Annotated in this window: 20 protein-coding genes; 15 read left to right on the forward strand and 5 right to left on the reverse strand. The window is 33.3% G+C overall.

Annotated features, from left to right (window positions below):
* Positions 1–47 precede the first annotated feature (47 nt).
* The 7 genes from N4A68_01145 to N4A68_01175 all read left to right on the forward strand — a co-directional run bounded on the left by N4A68_01145 (position 48) and on the right by N4A68_01175 (position 7,275).
* Complete coding sequence (locus N4A68_01145) at positions 48–815, forward strand: glycyl-radical enzyme activating protein (GenBank protein ID MCT4562923.1); 768 nt, start codon at positions 48–50, stop codon at positions 813–815.
* A gap of 60 nt (positions 816–875) precedes the next feature.
* Positions 876–1,193 (forward strand): 2-amino-4-oxopentanoate thiolase subunit OrtA, encoded by a 318-nt coding sequence (ortA, locus tag N4A68_01150; protein MCT4562924.1) that lies wholly within the window; start codon positions 876–878, stop codon positions 1,191–1,193.
* Complete coding sequence (gene ortB, locus N4A68_01155; GenBank protein MCT4562925.1) at positions 1,193–2,605, forward strand: 2-amino-4-oxopentanoate thiolase subunit OrtB; 1,413 nt, start codon at positions 1,193–1,195, stop codon at positions 2,603–2,605. Before ortA ends, ortB begins: the two co-directional genes overlap by 1 nt.
* 111 nt (positions 2,606–2,716) lie before the next feature.
* Positions 2,717–4,072, forward strand: coding sequence for an aspartate aminotransferase family protein (locus N4A68_01160; protein MCT4562926.1), 1,356 nt, complete (start codon positions 2,717–2,719; stop codon positions 4,070–4,072).
* 202 nt (positions 4,073–4,274) lie between these two features.
* Positions 4,275–5,627: an amino acid permease gene (locus N4A68_01165; protein ID MCT4562927.1), complete on the forward strand. Its 1,353-nt coding sequence runs from the start codon at positions 4,275–4,277 to the stop codon at positions 5,625–5,627.
* Between the two features lie 262 nt (positions 5,628–5,889).
* Entirely contained in the window at positions 5,890–6,489 is a 600-nt protein-coding gene (rpsD, locus tag N4A68_01170; protein MCT4562928.1) for a 30S ribosomal protein S4, read from the forward strand.
* 96 nt (positions 6,490–6,585) lie between these two features.
* Complete coding sequence (locus N4A68_01175) at positions 6,586–7,275, forward strand: hypothetical protein (GenBank protein ID MCT4562929.1); 690 nt, start codon at positions 6,586–6,588, stop codon at positions 7,273–7,275.
* Positions 7,276–7,462: 187 nt separating this feature from the next.
* On the opposite strand, the gene N4A68_01180 is transcribed toward N4A68_01175, so the two are convergent.
* Positions 7,463–8,008 carry a TetR/AcrR family transcriptional regulator gene (locus N4A68_01180; protein ID MCT4562930.1) on the reverse strand — a complete coding sequence of 182 codons (546 nt, stop codon included), beginning with the start codon at positions 8,006–8,008 and terminating at the stop codon, positions 7,463–7,465.
* Between the two features lie 22 nt (positions 8,009–8,030).
* Entirely contained in the window at positions 8,031–9,242 is a 1,212-nt protein-coding gene (locus tag N4A68_01185) for an iron-containing alcohol dehydrogenase (protein ID MCT4562931.1), read from the reverse strand.
* Between the two features lie 512 nt (positions 9,243–9,754).
* Between N4A68_01185 and N4A68_01190 the strand changes: the two genes are divergently transcribed.
* From N4A68_01190 to N4A68_01215, 6 genes are all read left to right on the forward strand, one after another.
* On the forward strand, positions 9,755–11,509 hold the full coding sequence (locus N4A68_01190; GenBank protein MCT4562932.1) for a sigma 54-interacting transcriptional regulator: 1,755 nt from the start codon (positions 9,755–9,757) through the stop codon (positions 11,507–11,509).
* Between the two features lie 267 nt (positions 11,510–11,776).
* The gene (locus tag N4A68_01195; GenBank protein ID MCT4562933.1) at positions 11,777–13,159 is read left to right on the forward strand and encodes a tryptophanase; all 1,383 of its coding nucleotides are present in this window, start codon (positions 11,777–11,779) and stop codon (positions 13,157–13,159) included.
* 339 nt (positions 13,160–13,498) lie between these two features.
* Positions 13,499–13,657 (forward strand): hypothetical protein, encoded by a 159-nt coding sequence (locus N4A68_01200; GenBank protein MCT4562934.1) that lies wholly within the window; start codon positions 13,499–13,501, stop codon positions 13,655–13,657.
* Between the two features lie 546 nt (positions 13,658–14,203).
* The gene (locus tag N4A68_01205; protein ID MCT4562935.1) at positions 14,204–15,697 is read left to right on the forward strand and encodes a YjjI family glycine radical enzyme; all 1,494 of its coding nucleotides are present in this window, start codon (positions 14,204–14,206) and stop codon (positions 15,695–15,697) included.
* A complete protein-coding gene (locus N4A68_01210; protein ID MCT4562936.1) occupies positions 15,690–16,526 on the forward strand; it encodes a YjjW family glycine radical enzyme activase in 837 nt (278 codons plus the stop codon). The genes N4A68_01205 and N4A68_01210 overlap by 8 nt, the downstream gene beginning before the upstream one ends.
* A gap of 81 nt (positions 16,527–16,607) precedes the next feature.
* A complete protein-coding gene (locus N4A68_01215; GenBank protein ID MCT4562937.1) occupies positions 16,608–17,516 on the forward strand; it encodes a YegS/Rv2252/BmrU family lipid kinase in 909 nt (302 codons plus the stop codon).
* Positions 17,517–17,834: 318 nt separating this feature from the next.
* Here N4A68_01215 and N4A68_01220 read toward each other — a convergent pair whose 3' ends face one another.
* The 3 genes from N4A68_01220 to yedE are packed head-to-tail and all read right to left on the reverse strand — an operon-like array spanning position 17,835 to position 19,367.
* Positions 17,835–18,074 (reverse strand): DUF3343 domain-containing protein, encoded by a 240-nt coding sequence (locus tag N4A68_01220; protein MCT4562938.1) that lies wholly within the window; start codon positions 18,072–18,074, stop codon positions 17,835–17,837.
* Positions 18,075–18,088: 14 nt separating this feature from the next.
* A complete protein-coding gene (locus N4A68_01225; GenBank protein MCT4562939.1) occupies positions 18,089–18,295 on the reverse strand; it encodes a sulfurtransferase TusA family protein in 207 nt (68 codons plus the stop codon).
* Positions 18,288–19,367: a YedE family putative selenium transporter gene (gene yedE, locus N4A68_01230; protein MCT4562940.1), complete on the reverse strand. Its 1,080-nt coding sequence runs from the start codon at positions 19,365–19,367 to the stop codon at positions 18,288–18,290. Before yedE ends, N4A68_01225 begins: the two co-directional genes overlap by 8 nt.
* A 196-nt stretch (positions 19,368–19,563) precedes the next feature.
* Here yedE and N4A68_01235 point away from each other — a divergent pair, with 196 nt between their 5' ends.
* Both N4A68_01235 and N4A68_01240 read left to right on the forward strand, forming a co-directional pair.
* Complete coding sequence (locus N4A68_01235) at positions 19,564–20,712, forward strand: aminotransferase class V-fold PLP-dependent enzyme (protein ID MCT4562941.1); 1,149 nt, start codon at positions 19,564–19,566, stop codon at positions 20,710–20,712.
* A 158-nt stretch (positions 20,713–20,870) separates the two neighbouring features.
* Positions 20,871–22,211: a CAP-associated domain-containing protein gene (locus N4A68_01240; protein MCT4562942.1), complete on the forward strand. Its 1,341-nt coding sequence runs from the start codon at positions 20,871–20,873 to the stop codon at positions 22,209–22,211.
* Positions 22,212–22,431: the final 220 nt, after the last annotated feature.

Here is a 22,431-nt window from a genome sequence, read left to right on the forward strand (position 1 = left end):
CATCGCTACCATGAAGCGTTGAAATTGTTATTAGGAGAAGTTAGCCCATGCAAGAGTCGAATAAGGGATTAATTTATAATATACAACGTTATAGCCTCCATGATGGTCCAGGTATTCGTACAATCGTATTTCTTAAAGGATGTCCTCTTCGTTGTAAATGGTGTTCTAATCCAGAATCCCAGAAGATGGATATAGAAATGATGGGTTCCCAGGAGGTAGGACGTATAGCAACTGTAGATGAGATTTTTGATGTGGTCTCTAGAGATAAAGTGTTTTATGATGAATCCAATGGTGGAATGACATTATCTGGAGGCGAACCACTTATGCAGCCGGATTTTGCAAATGCACTTGTATTGGAGGCAAAGAAAAGAAATATTCATGTTGCAATTGAAACTACAGGATTTCAACAGTGGGAATCCCTTTGGAAGGTAGTTGAAAAAATAGACCTTGTTCTATTTGACATAAAGGTTATGGATTCTAAACGTCATGAAAAGTTTGTTGGAGTACCTAATGAGCTTATTTTGGAAAATGTTAAGAAACTAGCCGGAATGAACAAGGATATAATAGTTCGAATACCCATAATACCAGGTTGTAATGATAGCTGGGACAATCTAGCTAAGACAAGTGAATTCTGTAAAAATATTGGAGTTAAAAATATCGAGCTTCTACCCTATCATAGGTTAGGAGAAGCTAAATATGATAAATTAGGTAGAACCTATGAGCTGAAGGGTTTAAGCACTCCATCAAAGGAAGAACTTAGGGAAATTGCTTCTGAACTTACAGAGGAGTTTAAAGTAAAGTTGTCTGTTATATAGAGTTTATATAATAATTTTAGCAGAAAAATTTTAATTTTTAAAAATAAAGGAGAGATTGTAATGAAGGCAAGAAAAGGAGATTGGGTAGAAATCGAAAATTTGATTCTCCAGCCCGAAGAGAGATCAACCAATTTACCAGAGGATACTAGAAAAGTTCCATTAAATATGTGGGTAAGGGGTTTTTTGCAAACCGATGAAGCCGAAGTTGGAGAAGAAGTTGAAATTATAACATTAACAGAAAGAAAAATTAGTGGGAAATTGGTTGAAATGGCACCAAGACATAATTATGACTATGGAGATACGATCATAGAATTAATTCAAATAGGTGAAGAACTTAAAAGAGAACTTGCAAAAGCTTTAGAAAGAGGTGTTAAGTAATGAAGGATATGTCTTATGAAGGAGTTATGAGTAGAAACAATGAAATAATGAAGGCAGCAGTAGGTATTGACTATGCTAAGTTTGAACAAAGTAAAATAGCCTTCGATTACGAAGGGTTAATGAAAGAAGTTCCTTACTCTTTTAAAGAAATTAGAGAGATTCAAAGAGAAACCAAGGTTGGAGATACACCACTTTTTGAGCTTAAGAATTTAACTACTCTTGTAAGAAGCGTTAGTGAAAAGGGTAAGGGAGCTAGGATTTTTGTTAAGGATGAGGCAGCAAATTGTTCAGGTTCATATAAGGATAGAAGAGCTTCACTTTCGGTTTATCATGCCCAAAAACATGGATATAAAGGAGCTATTTCTGCTACTTCTGGGAACTATGGAGCAGCAGTAGCATCCCAGGCATCACAAAGAGGAATTAAATCCATCGTTGTCCAAGAAGTATTTGATTCAAGAAAAGTAGGACAACCAGAGATATTAGAAAAAGGAAGAAAGTGTGAAGCCTTTAACTCAGAGGTTGTACAGCTTACAACTGGACCCGAATTATTCTATGTATTTCTAAGATTATTAGAGGAAACTGGTTATTTCAATTCATCACTTTATTCACCATATAGTATTGCAGGTGTTGAGACTCTAGGATATGAGATCGCTGAAGAACTTATGGAGAAAGAAGGTAAGTTTCCAGATGCAGTAGTAGTAACTAATGCAGGTGGAGGAAATCTTACAGGAACAGCTAGGGGATTAATCAAAGCAGGAGCTGTAGATACAAAAATAATTGGAGCATCCGTAAATCTTAAAGGACTTCACATGGCTTCTGATACAGATTTCAATAAGAAATCCTTTACAACAGGGCATACAGGTTTTGGTATCCCTTTTGCTACATTGCCTGATAGATCCGATGTTCCAAGAAATGCCGCTAGAACCTTAAGATACATGGATAGATATGTTTCTGTAAATCAAGGGGAAGTATTTTATGTAACACAAGCATTAGCTGTTCTTGAGGGCCTTGAAAGAGGACCAGCAGGAAATACATCTTTAGCAGCTGCTTTAGCTATTGCTAAAGAGATGGATGAGGATCAAATAATTGTTGTTCAAGAAACTGAGTATACAGGTGCTGGTAAACATCCAACTGCACAATTAACATTTGCTAAGGAAAATGGAATTGAAGTAAGAAGAGGAAATCCAAATGAAGAGATACCAGGAAAGAGTATCGTAATTCCTAATAGCTTTGATCAAATTGAAGCAAGAGAAATTAACTTAGATAAGATGAAAAGATCCTTCGTTAAGAATGCAGTGGTAAAGGCAGGGGTTACAATAGATGAATTAACCAAGGAAGATATAGAATTTTTAGCTGAAGATTGCAAGATATCAGTTAGTATGGTAAGTGATATCTTAAAGGAAATGAAATAGAGATATATAATTAATTAACACTTTAGAAAATATGGGGATTTATAAAGATTCCTATGTTTTCAGAGTGTAGAATTTATAGATTAATATGAGCATGAGTAGGAGGACAAAGTAGTGTGTAAAGCAGTCACAGAAAAAACAAACAATATAATTGATAGAGAAAAAAAATATTTATCATATACAACTAGAGTGCCCTACTATCCATTGGTAGTTGATGAAGCAAAGGGTTGTGTCATAAAGGACATAGAAGGAAATGAATTTATAGATTTTCTGTCAAGTGCCGCGGTTATCAATACTGGTCATAATCATCCAAGAATTGTAAAAGCAATTAAGAATCAGATTGATAAATTTATTCATTATACACCGGCTTATATGTATCATAAGCCCCATACAGAATTAGCAGAAAAGCTAGTTAATATTTCACCAGGTAATTTTGAAAAAAGAGTTGCCTTTGGGTTATCTGGGTCTTCCTCGGTGGATGGTGCAATTAAAGCAGCTTGTAGCTTTACTAAAAGGCGTAAAATAGTTTCTTTTCTAAGATCCTATCATGGCACAACCGTTGGAGCTATAAGTGTATCGGGATATAGTACGGATATGAAAAAGAATCTAGGACCTTTAATGTCAGATGTTCATTTTATACCTTATCCAGATTCCTACCGAGGTAATTATAGTAATGGAGATGTGGAGTGCATTTCCGGATATATTGATTATTTTAAAGAATTGCTAGCAACAGTGGTTCCCCCTGAGGAGATTGCTGCTGTTATATATGAGCCGATTCAAGGAGATGCGGGGGTAGTTATACCACCAGTAGGATACTATAAAGAATTAGATAAAATATGTAAGCAGCACGGAATATTACTTATTGCAGACGAAGTTCAGACAGGGTTTGGTAGGACTGGAAGGATGTTTGCATCGGAATATTTTGATATAGAACCAGATATTTTGGTTTTTGGAAAAGCCATGGCTTCGGGAATGCCTCTTAGTGGATTGGTAGCTAGAAAAGAGATATTTGAAAATTGGGGTACACCAGCCCACTTCTTTAATACTGCCGGTAATCCTATTTCATGTGCCGCAGCTATTGAAACAATCAATGTCATCAAAGAAGAAGGATTAGTTGAAAATTCAAATGACCAAGGAAATTATATACAGGACAGATTTAAAGTCTTAATGGATAAATTTGAGTGTATTGGTGATGTCAGAGGAAAAGGATTGCTAATTGGTGTAGATATAGTAAAGGATAGAGCTACAAAGGAAAGAGATATTGAGAAGACGGCTAAAATTTGTTGGAGATGTTGGGAAAAAGGATTGATTCTAGCCTTCTTTAGTGGTTCTGTTCTAAGAATTGCTCCACCTTTAACCTTGAGTAGAAAAGAAGCAGAAGCAGCTATGGATATCATTGAAGCTTCAATAGCTGATGTAGAAGCAGGCAAGGTTTCAGATGAAGTATTGAATGAAATTAAAGGCTGGTAGTATTTTAGTCTTATTGTAACTTGAAAAAATATTAATAAAATATATAATTGTGATAAAATTAGCTGAATTGAAAGATTTTAAATTTAAAATTATTAGTAATGTATAGCAAATATCTATATTTACATAGCTTTCATTTTAAATTTTATTGCTAAAATTATGTCTTTCAATTATAAGCATATATATCTTGAAAGGAGATACTAATATGAATGAACAAAATGGACTTAAAAAAGAACTGAGTTTTTTCACGGTTCTTATGCTAGTAATTGGAATTGTAATAGGGTCTGGAGTATTTTATAAGCCCCATGCATTATATACTGCTACTAACGGGGCACCTGGGCTTGGTATATTAGCATGGATAGTTGGAGGGATTTTAGCCCTATTTGGTGCATTAACAGCTGCAGAATTATCTGCTGCCATTCCTAAGACTGGTGGTATGATTCCATGGATCAGAGAAGGATTTGGGGATGTTCCTGCTTATTTACTTGGTTGGAGCCAGACCGTAGTTACGTGGCCTTCATTTATTGCCGCTTTAGGTGTTATTTTTGGGAAAACAGCTATTATATTGCTAGGGGTCAGTGAAAGCTGGAGCTTACCTATAGCTATTTGTGCCATAGTATTTCTAATTTCTATGAACTGTATTTCTACTAAATTAGGTGGACAAATTGGTTCAGTATCTACTGTAATAAAGTTAATCCCATTAATTTTTATTATCATTATAGGGTTGGTTAAAGGGCCTTCTGTTGGTAATGGAGCGGCTAATCTTTTACCATTCACAGTAGCAGATGGGGATACAAGTATATTTGCAGCTCTTTGTGCAGCTACTTTAGCTACTTTATATGCATACCAAGGATGGATAGATGCTGGAGCCCTTGCTGGTGAAATGAAAAATCCGTCTAGGGATTTACCATTGGCTTTGACTTTAGGACTTAGTATCATTATGACAATTTATATTGCTATAAACATTGCTTATTTATTTGTACTTCCTGCTTCTCATTTTGTACAATCAGAAACTCCTGCAATGGATGTTGCTAAGGTTCTATTTGGAGAAACAGGTGGAACGTTAATTAATGTAGCTATATTGATTTCCGTGTTTGGAGCGCTTAATGCAAACATTATGGCAGGTATACGTGCGCCATATACCCTTGCTATTAAAAATCAACTTCCTTTTTCTAACTGGTTGAAGAAAGTTAATGAAAAAACCCACACTCCAATAAATTGTGGTATTTATATGGCAGTTGTAGCTAGTATCTACGCGTCAACTGGTGGATTTGATTTCCTAACTAATATTACTGTTGTTACAACTTGGATATTCTATATTGTAGTATTTTTAGCTGTAATTAAGCTTAGAATAACTCAGCCAGAATTAAATCGTCCATATAGGGTTCCTCTTTATCCAATTATTCCTATTATAGCTATTGTTGGTGGAGCAGCAGTTGTATTTATGGCCTTAAAAAGTGACTTTTCCAATAATGTAATGGGTATAGTTATTACGTTATTAGGACTTCCAGTTTATTATGTAATTAGAAATAAGTTTGTAGAAGAAGAAGCTCAGTAATTATATAAACAAGTGACATATAAAACTTACTAGCAACTCGTGTTTCCAGTAAAAAAGATAAAAACAGCCTTGAACCATTATAAAAATTAGGTTTTTGGCTGTTTTTTTCTTTATAAAATTATAGCAGATTTTCAACCTCTCAAAGGATAAATGAAAATAATAATCATAATCATTTACAACGGGTTCTTTTCTTGATATACTATATTTATGTTTAAATGGCATAAATTATCGCGGCAAAATTTATGTTATGGAGTTGATTTAAATGGCAAGAATGAGAGGACCAAGATTTAAGAAATGTAGAAGATTAGGACTTAATGTTTGTGGACATCCAAAAGCTATGAAGAGAGAGGGAAATGGACAGTCAAGGACAAATAGAAAACTATCTCCCTATGGGGTTCAGCTTTTAGAAAAGCAAAGATTAAGGGCCTACTACGAAGTGATGGAAAAGCAGTTTAGAAGATATGTTAAGGCAGCAATAAAAGACAAAGAAAAAACAGGGATTTCATTAATCACAAAGCTTGAATGCAGACTTGACAATCTAGTATATAGGCTAAACTTTGCTAGTTCCATCAGACAAGCAAGACAAATGGTAGTACACGGACATATCTTAGTAAATGGTAAAAAGGTTGATATACCATCCTATGCAGTATCTGTAGGAGATATAATTTCTTTAAGGGAAAAATCAAGTAAAAATGAGATGTTTAGAAACAATTTTCTAGATAATATAACATTTACATTGCCGTATTTAAGTAAAAGCGAATCTGATCTTTCGGGGAAATTAGAAAGAATACCGGATCGTGAAGAAATTCCAATTGAAATTAATGACCATTTAGTAGTAGAGTTCTATTCAAAAATTATCTAGAATTTAAAAGTGTATTGCTATTTTGTCTACAAAGGCTATATTTATATGTATAGCCTTTGTAATTACCTAGACGATTAGTTGACTTGGGGTGAAAAAATGCAAGGTTTAAATAAAGATAGCTTCCTTTTTTGGGAAAATAAAATTAGAAATACCGATGGTATTTTATTTGGCAATATAGATAAAAGGAGACTAACAAAGGAATCAGTCATCATATACGTAGGTATACTAGATAGTAAAAAGGGTTTGCTCCGATCGGGCTGGAGTAGTCATGGAGATATAAGTACGGCCCTAGGTTTTTTACAGTATGTATTTTTACCAACATCCTTTTATACCTGGATAGATCGAGAAAGTGAAGGTTTTTATATTCCCTTATCTCCCTTTGATGTACTTAAAAAAGAGGTATTGAAGAATATTAATAAGGAAGATGATATAAATATAAGTAACGATGCCATCAGAATGGAGAGGGCATACAATTATCTAAATAGTATATGGAGATATAAAGACAATTTAAAAGCTGTAAAGCTAAAAAAATTCTGTAGAGATTTTAATTATTTATGGGATAGAGAACCTGAAAAAAGACTATATATTAGGGTGTTTGAAAGATCAGAAGAAATAGTTGACTTTATTTTAGAACAAGGTGAAACTGAATTTGAAGAGGTTATTGAAGAAGAAATTGATATGACAATTGATGAACTGAAGTTCATATGCCAAAATGCATATGATGAACCCCTAATAAACAGGAATTTCATTGAATTACTAAATACTAGGATTCCTATATGGTTTTGACTGAAATCTTCATATAGTACTTGGTATTATTTTCTATTATAGGTGATTTCTCGAAAAGAAATCTAATCAAAAGTGGATACACTCCGTATCCCTTTATCTTATTTGTAGGGGGATTGTATCCACTCATTTTAATTATGATAGGATTTTCAGCTGCTAATGACATACCTTCTTACTATTTTCAATCTCATTATTTAAAGTCAATCACACTTTTAATAATCAATGTCATATCAAATTTAAACTGTTCTTTTGAAGTTTCTACAAGTAACAAGCCCTTACCAGATGAAATAAGTGCCATTGCTATTCCCAATGATTTTTCAGGTGTTACACAATCATTCTTCACGAGAAAATCAGCTAATCTATTGGTAAAACGTACATGCCAATCTTCCTCTGAAGAATAGGTAGCTGCTAAAACATCGTCCAAAACATTAGTGCCATAGGAGTGATTAATAATATCTATCCCTTCACCGATAAAGATTTCAAAGACTTCTTGAAGTGTTTGAAAAGGCCCATGCTGATCCCTACTGAGTTCTTCAAAAATCCTACTATACATATCGGATAAATATGTTTGAATTGCCCAATTATAGCATTTTTCTTTTGAACCAAATTTTTTGTATATGGATTGCCTAGACATACCTGTAGCATTTGCTATATCTTGCATAGTAGTTTTCTTATAACTTAATCGAGTAAATGGCAGAAAAATTTTTCTAGCCATCAGAATATCTTTTTTGTTCATTCTTACAACCCCAAACCTTCTATTATTCAAATGATATGTTCAATTCACCCCTAGTAATTGAATGCAAAATCAACTCAACATCCTTGGACTTCATCGTTTTTGGAACCGCATAAGATTTTTTTGCTTCAATAAGAGCATCCTTAGATATTTTTGTAAAATCCTTTTTATCTAGACCATCCAATTTAGCTGGTATTTCAATTGTTTTATATAATTTATCAATACGCTCAATAAAATTATCGGCCATTTCTTCATTATTCTTAACATTTGATGTACCATTTAATAGAATTTCAAGTTTAGCATATTTACTTAGACATTTCGATTTGTTAAATCTTAAAACCCTCGGTAATAAAATTGCATTCGCTAGACCATGGGGGGTGTTATAGCACGCACTAATCTGATGGGATATAGCATGTACATAACCTAAGCTTGATTTTGTAAATGCATATCCGGCTTGGAAAGAAGCTTGGGCCATCATTTCTCGGGCTTTTAAATCCTCACCATTTGAAACAGCTAAAGGTAGATAGTCGAATATCAACTTAATTGCCATTTCTGCATGTTGATCAGTTTCCTGTGAAGAATTAGCAGAAATATAGGCTTCAATTGCATGGGTTAGGGCATCCATCCCAACAGCCGCTGTCATATGTGAAGGTAATGATTTGATTAATTGTGGGTCAAGGGCGACTGCAATTGGAATTAATTTGGGATCAATAAAGAAATGTTTTTTATGTGTTCTTGCATCTGAAATAACCGCTGCAATTGTTGTTTCCGATCCACTCCCTGAAGTAGTTGGTGCAGCATAAAATGGCAGAGGATGCTCCTTTATCTTTAATATGCCTACTAGCTTTTCTACACTACGTTTATTGGTACTAGCAACTGATATTACTTTTGCAACATCTATTACCGAGCCTCCTCCAATAGCTATTATACTGTCACATTTATTAGAAATACTTAATTCTAGTCCTTCTTTTATTTGATTGAACGTCGGGTTTGGTATTGACCCGTTGTAAATACTCACTTCACAGTTATTCTCATGTAATTTTTCAATTAAAGGCTTTAATTTACCACTCTTTAATAAATATTTTCCCGTCACAAGCAAAGGACGTTTCTTTCCAGACGCAATTAGCATATCGGCTAGTTTTAAAACCGATTCACACCCAGAATATACCAATGGCTTTTGAGGGGGCCAAAGCCTATAAAATACTTTCAATCCATACGTAATTGGTGTCGATAACATTTTTATCTCCTTCCGAATTATTATTTATATAACTATACAAAATTTCTTCCTGTTCTGTTTACATTTTATACTATAATTATATATAATGTCAATTATAAATTTACATTTTAACTGTTTTTGTAAACTTTCACCTTGAATCCTTATACAGAGATTCCAGTCAAAACTTTAATTTATACATCTCAAAACTCCCCAGAAACATGGGAAATTTTGAGATGTATAAATTAAGATTTACCCTAAACTCTCTATAGGGATTTTAGTATAGACTTTAACTTATACTATGAAAACCCTATATAATCAAATTATATATGAATCCTTATTATGAACATATATTTTAATAAGAGTATGTCCTAACTGGCAATGGTTTATAATTAATGTAATAGAAAATACTCCCTTTAAAAAGAAATATAACAATATATATGTAAAAGGAAGGAGCAATTGATATAATAAATTAAGGAAGGAAAAATATAAAACATAGGAACTTAAAAGAAAATTACTTGCAAGCAGGTGATCAAATGAAAAGGACTAAAATAATTGAATATGTGGATTCTCTACTTACAAAAAATAACAATACTATAAGATATGATGGGGAATTTCAAATGATAAGGGATTGTTTTGATCTTTATATAATAAATTCACATTCCTTAAAGGGTATTTTACTTTTATTAGACCACAATAATAGGGTAATAAATGTCAATGAAGGTAATGAAAAAAATGATTTTATTGGGAGAGATTTTAAGAGTCCCTTTAAAGAAGAAATAAAAGTGGATAAAATAATAGGATTTAATCGAGGAAAGCTTGATGTTTATTATCTCAAAACCCACTTAACTATACATAGAAAACTGACATATAGTATATGCTATATAACAGATTATGGTACCGATGGTCATGGGGAAGGATTATTGGAATACATTGCTCTTAGGATTAGTGAGTCCATGAAAATTCTTAGAAAATATAATGAACACAGTATTTTTTTAAATAAATATTTAGATTCCATCGATGAAGGGATATCTACATGTGATATAGATGGACGAATTACATATGTAAATAAAGCTTGTTGTGAAATCCTAGGTATAGAAAAAACTGAGGTGTTTAATGGGAAAAGAAAAATATCACCTGAATATAGCCCAATATTGACAAGAATATTGAAGGATAAAAAGAGTATTATAGATGTTGAATACTTCCCCAAAAGAAATAATAAGACTGTCCATCTAATAAATTCTTCATATCCTGTACTTGATAATGAAAAGGATGAAGTGGTAGGAACCATAGATATATTTAGAGGAATTAAAAGAACAACAAAGCTGGCAAGTACACTTGTAGGACAAAATGTTCCCTATATGTTCGAAAATATAATAGGTGAAAGCAGTATTTTAAAAGAGAAAATTGGACTAGCTAAAAGCTTTGCTTTAAGTGATGCTAATGTATATATACAGGGAGAAAGTGGGACTGGAAAGGAACTATTTGCTCAGTCTATTCATAATTTCAGTAAAAGGAAAAATGAGCCATTTATAGCTATAAATTGTGCGAATTTTCCACTGGAGCTTGTGGATAGTGAATTGTTTGGCTACGAAGAAGGTGCCTTCACAGGGGCCAAGAAGGGCGGTAAAATAGGAAAATTTGAACTTGCCAATGGGGGGACCCTATTCCTTGATGAAATTGGTGAAATGCAGCTTCATATTCAAGCAAAGCTACTGAGGGTCTTAGAGACAAGAGCTTTATTTAGAATCGGTGGGAATAAACCTATTAAAATAGATGTAAAAATAATTGCTGCTACAAATAGAAATCTATATGATATGGTAAAAAAAGGGGAGTTTAGAGAAGACCTATATTATAGATTAAAGGTTCTTTTCCTGGAGATTCCTCCACTGAGAGAAAGAGAAAAGGATGTACAGATTCTGTGGGATTACTTTATAAAAAAGATTGGCAGGGATATGGATAAAGATATTAGAGGCATAGATGCAGGCGGCAAGAGGCTACTTTGTCAATATGATTGGCCAGGAAATATACGGGAGCTTGAAAATATAATATCAAGGGCCTTATTTATAAGTGATAAAAACGTAATTACAAGGGAAGATCTATTTAAAGCAGGAATAAGCCTAGGAGATATATCTGCAACAACAAAAAATAATTTAAAGGAAATTAATAAGGAAATATTAATAAAAACTTTAAAGCAAACCCAAGGGAATAAAAAGAAGACTGCGGAGTTGTTAGGTATATCAAGACCAACGGTATATAGAATGATCAAAAAATACAATGTAAAAACATGATACATGTAACAAAATATTGCTATGACTTAAAACATTGAAAATGTAAGCTTTATATACGTATTGTAAAGGGTTAATGTAAAGTTATGTTACGATACTATCTTCCATTTTTTTGAAGGTAAAATTAAAGTATTGAAAATACTAATTTGTAATACTTAAAAGTTGTTGGCATAGTTTTTGCTTTATTATTTTGAAAGAATGAATATTCACTAAATGAACTGCTTAGTATAAAGCCGACAATATTATTAAAAATATGGGGAGGATAAAATAATGAAGATTAGAAAAGCGGAGCCATTCAAAATTAAAATGGTAGAGCCAATTAGGCTTATTCCTAGGGAAGAAAGGGAAAAAAGATTAATAGAAGCGGGATATAATCCATTTGCACTAAGAGCAGAGGATGTATATATTGATTTATTAACTGATAGTGGTACTGGTGCTATGAGTGATAGACAATGGTCGGCCCTTATGATGGGGGATGAATCCTATGCTGGAAGTAGAAGCTTTTATAAACTAGAGTCTGTGGTTAAAGACATAACTGGTTATAATTACGTTATACCAACCCACCAGGGTAGAGGTGCAGAACAAGTAGTATTCCCTAATCTAATAAAGAAATCTGGGGATTATGTACTAAACAATATGCATTTTGATACTACAAAGGCACATGTAGAGATTGCAGGGGGTAGAGCAATTAATTTAATTGATGACAAGGCATTTAATACTACTGAATACGATGATTTTAAAGGAGATTATGACCTAGAAAAGCTAGAGAATTTTATAAAAGAACATAGGTTAGAAGATATTTCTTGTATAGTAGTAACTGTAACCTGTAATTCTTCTGGTGGTCAGCCTGTTTCAATGGGAAATATAAAGGGTGTAAAGGAAATAGCTGATAAATATGGTTTGAAAGTATTTTTGGATGCGGCAAGATATGCTGAAAATGCTTACTTTATTAAGATGAGAGAAGAAGGATATAAGGATAAGTCTATAGGAGAAATATCTAAGGAAATGTTTAGCTATGCAGACGGAATGATGATGAGTGCTAAAAAAGATGGCTTAGTAAATATGGGTGGTCTTGTAGCCATAAAGGATGACGAAGAGTTATATACAGCTTGTCGTTCTACAACAGTACCCCTTGAAGGATTTCCAACCTATGGAGGACTTTCAGGAAGAGATATGGAAGCTCTGGCAGTAGGTTTGGAAGAGGCTTTAGAATTTGAATATTTAGAGTATAGAATGGATCAGGTAAAGTACCTAGGTGATAGATTAATGGAAGCGGGAGTACCGATACAGTATCCAACGGGAGGTCATGCAGTATTCGTAGATTGTAAAAAAATATGCCCCCATATCCCGTATCATCAATTCCCAGCTCAAGCGGTTTGTAATGCAGTATACCTAGAAGCAGGAGTAAGACCCGTTGAAATTGGTTCATTCCTATTGGGAAGAGATCCAGATACAGGTGAAAATATAGAATCCCCACTTGAGCTTATGAGACTCACAATACCAAGAAGAGTATATACAAACAGACATATGGATGTAGTCGCCGATGCTGTAATAGAAGTATTTAAAAATGCAGATAAACTAGTTGGATTTGAATTTGAATACGAACCAGAGGTTTTAAGACACTTTACTGCTAAATTAAGACCGGTGAAATAATTGAGGGAACTGCTTAATTAAATGAGCAAATTGCATAATTACCTTCTGCAAAAACTATCTACTATATATAGTTAAAAAACCTTAAGAACTATACCATATATATTATGCAATTCTGCCAAGTAAGAGTTATGCAATTTCCTCAAATATATATTTTAAATTTAAGGTGGCAAATAATTTGTCACCTTAAAAATTCGTACATAGATAGATTGTTCTTATATACTTTAGGAACCCTTGTGTTTTTAATAATTGAACAAGAATAAAATTAAAAAATCAAAACTCAAGTAATAAATTCAATATATTCCTCATAATTAATACTAAGTTGATAAGGAGGAATGTATTTTGAGACAAGTGAAGATATTTAGTGGGAGGTCTTTAAGATTTGAAGATGATATTAACCAATGGCTAAAAGAGAATATAAATTACAATGTTGTTGATATAAAAATGTTCAGAACAGAAGCCTTTTTTTATGCCCTAGTAATCTACGAAGTGAAAAACTAAAATATATAGAGCAAATTGCATAATTACTTTCTATAAAGATCATCTACTACATGTAGTTTTGAAATCCTCGAAGCTATACCATATATATTATGCAATTCTGCCAAGTAAGAGTTATGCAATTTCGTCTATAGATTTCCCAAAGTTAAACTTAATTTATACATCTCAAAATATCCGATGTTTCTAGGGATTTTTGATGTGTATAAATTAACTGTTTAACTGGAATATATATAGAGCAAATTGCATAATTACTTTCTATAAAGATCATCTACTACATGTAGTTTTGAAGTCCTCGAAGCTATACCATCAAATATGCTTATATCTTAAGTAATTAAATTAAGGATGATATTCGCATATTAGGTTTAGCCAAGTAAGAGTTATGCAATTTCCTCTATAGATAAGAGTCTAAGAAAATTAAATATAAAGGGGAAAAAGTAAATTGCATTTAAGTTACATAGGTGCAATTTACTTTTTGTATTTTACAAGGAGAGGGGTAAAAGAATATAATATAAATAGTAATACCCAATGTTTACTTCAAGGAGTGAAAAAATGGATGATATATTAAACATTATTAAGGATAGAATATTAACCTATGAACAAAAGGTTATAGAACTTGCCAAGGCTGCTGAGAATAGTCTATGTGTATTACCAATAAGTAAGGAGACCCAAGTATATAGGGATGAGGGCATAATTTGTGACCTTTTTGAAGGTAATGCTCCCTATAGGCCAAGATATATAGTACCTGACTATGATAAATTTATGAAAAATGGCAGTGAATTCTTAGGGCTTAAACCACCAAAGGATATTTTTGAAGCCATAAACAACTTACTAATATTATATAAGCATGTTCCATCAATTACATCCTTTCCCGTTTATATAGGCAATATTGATACTCTATTGGAGCCATTTATAGAAGATGAAAAGGAAGCATATCACGCAATAAAACTATTTTTGACCCATATAGATAGAACTTTGACGGATTCTTTTTGTCATGCTAATATTGGGCCAAGGGCCACAAGGGCTGGAAGATTGATATTAGAAGCAGAGAAAGAACTTAATAATGCAGTTCCTAATCTTACATTAAAATATGATGAAGATACTTCAGAGGATTTTGCCATAATGGCTATAGATACAGCACTTGAGACTGCAAAACCAAGTTTTGCTAATCATGGAATGTTTAAAAGTGAATTTGGGCAAAACTATGGTATTGCTAGCTGCTACAATGGATTGAATATTGGTGGAGGAAGCTATACTCTTGTGAGACTTAACCTAGCTGGACTGGCTAAAAAGGCTAAAGATGAAAAGGATTTCATAAATACTGTCATGCCCCATGCAGTTAAAGCTATGGTTGGCTATATGGATGAAAGAATCAAGTTCTTGGTAGAGGAAAGTAAATTTTTTGAAACAAGCTTCTTAGTGAAAGAGGGATTGATTAGTATAGATAATTTTACTGCTATGTTTGGGATGTTTGGTTTGGCGGAGTGTGTCAATCACTTGATTAGTTCTATAAATAAAGAGGATAGATTTGGTCATAGTCAAGAAGCAGATCAATTAGGAATTAGGATAATAGAGGGATTAAATAGGGAAGTGAATAAGTATATAAATCCATATTGTAGAGCTTCAGGGGGAAAATATTTATTACATGCTCAGGTAGGTATAGATTCCGATATAGGAATTAGCCCTGGATGTAGAATACCTATAGGTGAAGAGCCGGAGCTTTATTTACATCTAATTCATTCATCAAAGTTCCATAGTTTTTTTCCTTCAGGAATAGGAGATATCTTTAGCTTTGATAGCACGGCTAAAAGAAATCCTCAGTATATTTTAGATATAATAAGGGGTGCTTTCAGAGAAAAGGTTAGATATTTTTCACTATATTCCTCTGATAGTGATGTTATAAGAATTACGGGATATCTTGTGAAAAAATCGGAAATGGAAAAATTAGATAAGGGAGATCAGGTACTTCATGATACCGTTACTTTGGGTCTTGGTTCCGTAAAAAATCAGAAGGTACTGGAAAGAAAGGTAAGGGGCGATGATTAAGGGGGTAATCAATAGAATACTCCCCTTTAGTTCAGTAGATGGGCCTGGAAATAGGACTGTAGTTTTCTTACAGGGATGTAATTTTAACTGCTTATATTGCCATAACCCGGAAACTATAAATAAGTGCAAGCATTGTGGACTATGTGTAAAATATTGTTCATATAATGCCCTTACAATGGTTGATGATAAAATTGTATGGAATAGGGAAAAGTGTAGATACTGTGACAAGTGTTTAGAGGCCTGTCAAAATGATAGCTCACCTAGGACTGTTATAATGCATGTGGAGGATGTAGTAAAGGAAATTGTAAGAATCAAGTCTTTTATTTCAGGAATTACAGTTTCTGGTGGAGAAGCTTTACTCCAGCATAGGTTCGTTGCTGCTTTGTTTGAAAGAATAAAAGCACTTGGATTGACTAGCTTCCTTGATACTAATGGGTCAATTCCGTTGCACCATCATTGTGAGCTAGTGAAATACATGGATATGGCTATGGTTGATTTAAAGTCATATAGTTCAAAGGAACATAGGCTTCTTACTGGTAAGGATAATGATATAGTGTTAGAGAATATCAAATTTTTATCTAAGCTTAATAAGCTTTATGAGATAAGAACTGTTATAGTACCAGGGATTTTAGACAATTATTATAATATAGATATGATCAGTAGACTAATCGTAGATTTAGATTGTGAAATTAGATACAAGCTTATAAAATATAGACCAGTAGGGGTAAGAACAGGATTTGTTGATAGTTATGTACCAAGTGATGATATGATGTGGGAGCTAAAAACTTTGGCAATTCAGAACGGTTGCAAAAATGTAATTATAATTTAAGCTTATAGTGATGATTTTAATGTTTAAATATGTTTATAATATAAATATGAAAGATAATTCATTGAATTATGGAGGTAATTTATGAAGGTGAAAATTATTAATAATCCATCTTCCGGGCGGACAACTTTGCAAAAGTACCTTGAAGTGATAGTGGGGAGATTAGTCTTAGAAGGGGTTTTTAAATCCGTAGATAAATTTGATACTAAGGGGAAAAATGATGCTTATAATGAAGTCATGACCATAAAGGAAAATCAATATGATTTGATAATTGCTGTTGGTGGAGATGGAACCCTTAGTGAGGTTGTGAATGGTATTGTGAATGCAGGGCTCAATACCCCGGTTACGGTTTTACCGGCTGGTACTGTCAACGACTTTGCAAACCATTTAAATATACCCTATGAAATTGATAGTATTTGTGACATGTTTAGAAATGGAAAATTTGCTGATATAGACGTTTGTAAATGTAATGATAATTATTTTATAAATGTTGCAGCAGCAGGAATAATGACGGATGTTCCATTAAAGGCAACTGTGGCTTCAAAAACAGTTTTAGGAAAATTTGCTTACTACGCTGAAGGGATTAAGGAAATACCAAAAAAACTTTTGAAATCTATAAAATATAGGTTTGAATTAGAAAATGAAGTTTTCGAAGAAGATGTGCTGCTATTTGCAATACTCAACTCTTCCTCTGCCGGAGGCTTTAAAAAATTTGCTCCCCATGCTGGATTAGATGATGGAAAATTTGATGTCTGTATACTTAAGAAATCGGATATTTTTGATACAGCAGCAATCTTTGTGAAAATATTAAGGGGAGAGCATATAAAAAATGATAGTGTAAGGTACTTTCAAACCGATAATCTTTTTGTTACATGTTTAGAAGAGTGTGATATCCATATAGATATTGATGGAGAAGATGGAGGACCTTTACCAGCTAAATTTGAAATAGTGCCTTTGGCATTGAAATTCTTTATTCCGGATATTAATACTTAGAGAATAGCTAAAATTATTATCCCTATCTAGGATAACTTTAAGCATATATCAAATCATATGAGCAAATTGCATAATTACCTTCTACAAAAACTATCTACCATATGTAGTCTAAAACTCTTCAAAGCCATACCATCAAATATGCTTATATCTTAAGCAATTAAAGCAAGTATGATATTCGCATATCAGGTTCTGCCAAGTAAGAGTTATGCAATTTCCTCATATGTAAAATAGCCGAGATTAAAAATATCCCGGCTATTTTAAACTATCAAATTTTTGAGTTGAGTTGTCTAAAAAAGCTCAATGCATCTTTTATACTGTTTAATTTTCTTCATATACTAGATCATAAGTATTATCTATCATTTGATATATTTGTTCTATGTCCTCATTCACCAAATCATCCATTACATTATCGTATTCAAATTTCGCACATACACCGCAATTAGAACTCAATTTTCTAGGAACAGGCATTAGCTCACAACTTATATTGTTTTTTTTAGAATACCTTTGAAACTTGATAGCTCCTGAATGTGTGAAAAAAAGTGCTATGTATTTTTTCATTTATATCTCACATCCTATTTTTCAGCATGTATTAAATAATCTTCATCCGCATCTTTGATACTCAATTTATAGCCTGCATTTTGTAAAAACCTTGAAACATTATTTTTAGCTGTGTTATCATCAACTAGAATCTCTATATTTTGTGGATTTGATTTTATAGCATTTTTAGTCATAAGAATAGGCTGTGGGCAGGACATACCTCTTACATCTATCTTAGCCAATAGAAACATCTCCTTTCTTTTTAGTGGTACTCATTTCTGAATTAAAATAAGCTACTAATCCCAATATGATTAAACAAATGATAACTGCAGTTTGGCCATTGGGAGTGGGTCCTTTGGGGGATGAAGCCAATTTGAAGTTATGTGCAATAGCAGCTCCAACGAACATGCCTATAACTGCTATGGCAGAATCAGTATTTCCCTCACCAGCAAGAATAAGCTGTCTTAAAGGGCACCCGCCTAGCAATACAGATCCCCAACCACACAAGAGCATTCCTAAAAAGTTCCAAAGTGCATCGGAATGGGCTACAGGCTGTGAAGCAAAACCAAGCTTAAAATAGCCTAAAGCAAAGTTACCAATTAAAGTAAACAACAATATAGATATGAATCCAGAAATCAGATATGTATCTTTAAATAAAATTAAATCCCTTATTCCACCAACCATACACAGTCTAGTTTTCTGAGCAAGTGCCCCTACTATTAGTCCTGCAACTAGGGATAATAATATCGGTGCTGCCATTGAACCGGGACCCTTTTCACTGAAAAAAATGAAAGCCGGTGCCATAAATAATAATATAGCCAATAAAGCATTTACTATTGGAAAGGCAAAGCCTTCGGTTTTTGGTAGCTTATAGCTTCTTTTAAGGTTAAAACCTCTATTTAAGAATACAATGCCTAAACCTATACCTACTGCGAATCCAACTAAGCCAATTATGGCATTTAAGTCACCGCCAGCAATTCTTAGAACCATTCTAAGGGGACAACCTAAAAATACTAGTGCGCCAATCATAACAATTACCCCAAGTGTAAATCGGATGAAAGGAGAAGAACCTCCCTTTGCACTGAATTCTTTGTTACTAAATGCCATTAGAAAAGCACCTATTACCAAACCCATGACTTCAGGTCTAAGGTATTGGACTACTGCGGCCCTATGTAGGCCTAAAGCCCCAGCGATGTCCCTTATAAAGCATGCGATACAGAAACCCATATTTTGTGGATTCCCAAACTTAACTAGTAGCACGGCGATGATTCCTACAATCGCTCCTGTAATAATGATACCTTTTTTTTCTTTCACAAAAAAGCCTCCTTTTTTATATGTTGGAAAATATTAGTACATAACTATTTTATCAATATCTCATTATGAAGTTAAATCAATAATTTCTATAGCATAAGCTTTACCCATAGAAAAAAATTATAAGAAATGGTAATAGGTGTAAAAATCTTATATAATTCAAGTAGAGATAATTAATCTACTTTTTAGGAGGGGTAAAATGGACGGCGTATATTTGGATAATGGAGCTACATCATTTCCCAAGGCACCTGGGGTAGCAGAGAGTATGACAAATTATTTGACTAATATCGGATGTAATATAAATCGGGGAGCATATAATTCATCCTTTATGGCAGAGGATATGGTATATGAAACAAGGGAGCTATTATGTCAATTATTTAATTTTGATAAGCCAGAGAACGTGGTATTTACGAAAAATATTACTGAGGGCTTAAATGTATTAATGAAAGGACTTTGTAAAAAGAATGATCATATTATTGTTTCATCCATGGAGCATAATGCAGTGATGCGACCTATAAACGCTTTAAAGCATATGGGAGTAGAATATACAAAGGTGAAATGTAATGATAAAGGAGAATTAAATACAGCCCATATACTGAACCATATAAAGCATAATACTAAAGCAGTAATTATGACCCATGCATCTAATGTTTGTGGAACAATCTTGGATCTTGAAGAAGTTGGGAATATATGCAGGGATAGAAATATAAACTTCATAATAGATACGGCCCAAACGGCAGGATTTTTAGACATAGACTACAAAGGATTAAAGGCTGATGCCATAGCCTTTACAGGGCATAAGGGGTTGTTAGGGCCCCAGGGAATAGGTGGATTCATAATAAATGATAAACTGGTTAGAGAAATGAGCAGTTTTATTGAAGGTGGCACAGGAAGTTTATCAGAACATGAGATTCAACCGGAATATATGCCCGATAAATTTGAAGCGGGAACAATGAACATACCTGGAATATTTGGGTTAAATGCTGCACTTAAATACATATTGAATAAGGGGACTAATGAAATAAGGAAAAAAGAGTTACTTTTACTGGAAAGCTTCCTAAGTAGGGTTTCAGATATTGAAGAAGCTAGATTAATTGGGAAAAAATCACTAGAGGGCAGAACCGCCCTTGTATCTATCGACTTTCCTAGATATGATAATGCAGAGATTTCATATAAGCTGTACAAAGAATTTGGAATTATGACAAGGTGTGGGCTTCATTGTGCCCCGTCCGCCCATATGACACTTAATACATTTCCAAAGGGGACAGTTAGATTTAGTTTTAGTCACTTTAATACCCTTGAACACATTGATTATGCAGTGAATAGCATAAGCCAATGTGTTAAATAGAAAGACAGACTAACATTATTTTTTCGTGTGGCCTATTTGTTTAATTGAAATATTACCATAAATTACATATTATTAAAGTAAAGGAATAATCAAATTAATGAAGAATCTAAAAATATGGAAGCATATATCATATAATTGGCCGTAAGGAGAGAAGTATTGTGAATAAGAGAATTGTATTTTTGGGTTCATTATTACTTGGCTTGAGCATTATATGTAATTTTTTACTTTTAGATATAGTCACAGCACAACAAGCACAGGTATATGGTTATAAAACTTACTCAAAGAATGTAGTGATTGAAATCGATGGAGAAATATTGAAGCTTGATGTACAACCTATGATAGTCGATGATAGAACATTAGTACCCTTTAGAAAAATTTTAGAAGCCCTGGGAGCAAAGGTAGATTGGTATGGAGAAACTAGAAAAGTCACGGCTATAAAGGACAATTTGGTTATAGAGCTTAGGATCGATAATAAAGTTGCCCTAATAAATAAAGAGGCTACTGAATTAGAGGTTCCAGCAATGATTGTGGAAGGAAGAACCCTTATACCAGCTAGATTTATAGCTGAGGCATTGGGATGTTCTGTAGACTGGAATGGAAATACTAGGACGGTAAGTATTGATACTTTAATTGAAAAAACCAGCAATAAAAAAGAATTTAGTTTCCAAGGAATAGTCATTGGGGATTCAGAGGATAAGGTGATTGAAGCTTTAGGAAGTCCTCCACGGAAAGACTTAAGTAAATATGGTTTTACATGGTATATATACAATGGAGATTATAGTAAATACATTCAAATAGGTATAAAGGATAATAAAGTTGTGGGGATATATACAAATGCACGGAATTGGAAATCAGATAAAAAAATTACTATAGGGTCAACTAAAAAGGAGGTCAATAGCAAGTATAGTAATCCTTTAAGTGGGATTAAGAAAGGAAACACAATATATAACCTAGACACTTCCCAAGGGGATACCTACCTAATCGATGATTACTATATAACTATATTTTATGACAAGTATAATGACAACACTGTAACGGCTGTACTACTTATAGAAAAAGAAACAGAAGAAACATTAAACAGCTTCTTTGGTGAACCTAGTTATGAGTTAAGAAAAAGCTATGAAAGACAAAGCATTGATTTGGCCAATGCCATAAGAGCAAGACATAATAAGCCTGCATATATCTGGGATGAAAATATTTCTAGTGTAGCTAGAAAACATAGTCAAGATATGGGTGATAGGAATTATTTTTCACATCAAAATCCAGATGGGAAATCACCCTTTGATAGAATAGAAAATAACAATTTGAAGTTCATAATGGCAGCTGAGAACATAGCGGCAGGGCAGCCAAGTGCTATAATTGCCCATGAAAACTGGATGAATTCTGAGGGACATAGAAAGAATATTTTAGGAGATTGCAAAAAAATGGGAGTGGGAGTTTATTTAGGAGGGTCATACCATATTTATTATACTCAGAACTTCTACACTCCTAAAAACTAAATGCTAAAATTTTATAGAAAGCAAATTAGGATGGAGGGCAGAGATTGTCGCTTTCCATCCTAATTTTTTTGAATATTTAATTGTTCTTGAATAAAAACATAAGCCCTTAGGAAGAATGATATTGAAAATCATTATCGTTTATAGTATAATTACATTAGACATTGTATACAGTATACGTCAAACCAGAACAAAAACTAATTGAGGGAACCTCATAACTCTT

Source organism: Maledivibacter sp. (assembly GCA_025210375.1).
Taxonomy (GTDB): Bacteria; Bacillota; Clostridia; order Peptostreptococcales; family Caminicellaceae; genus JAOASB01.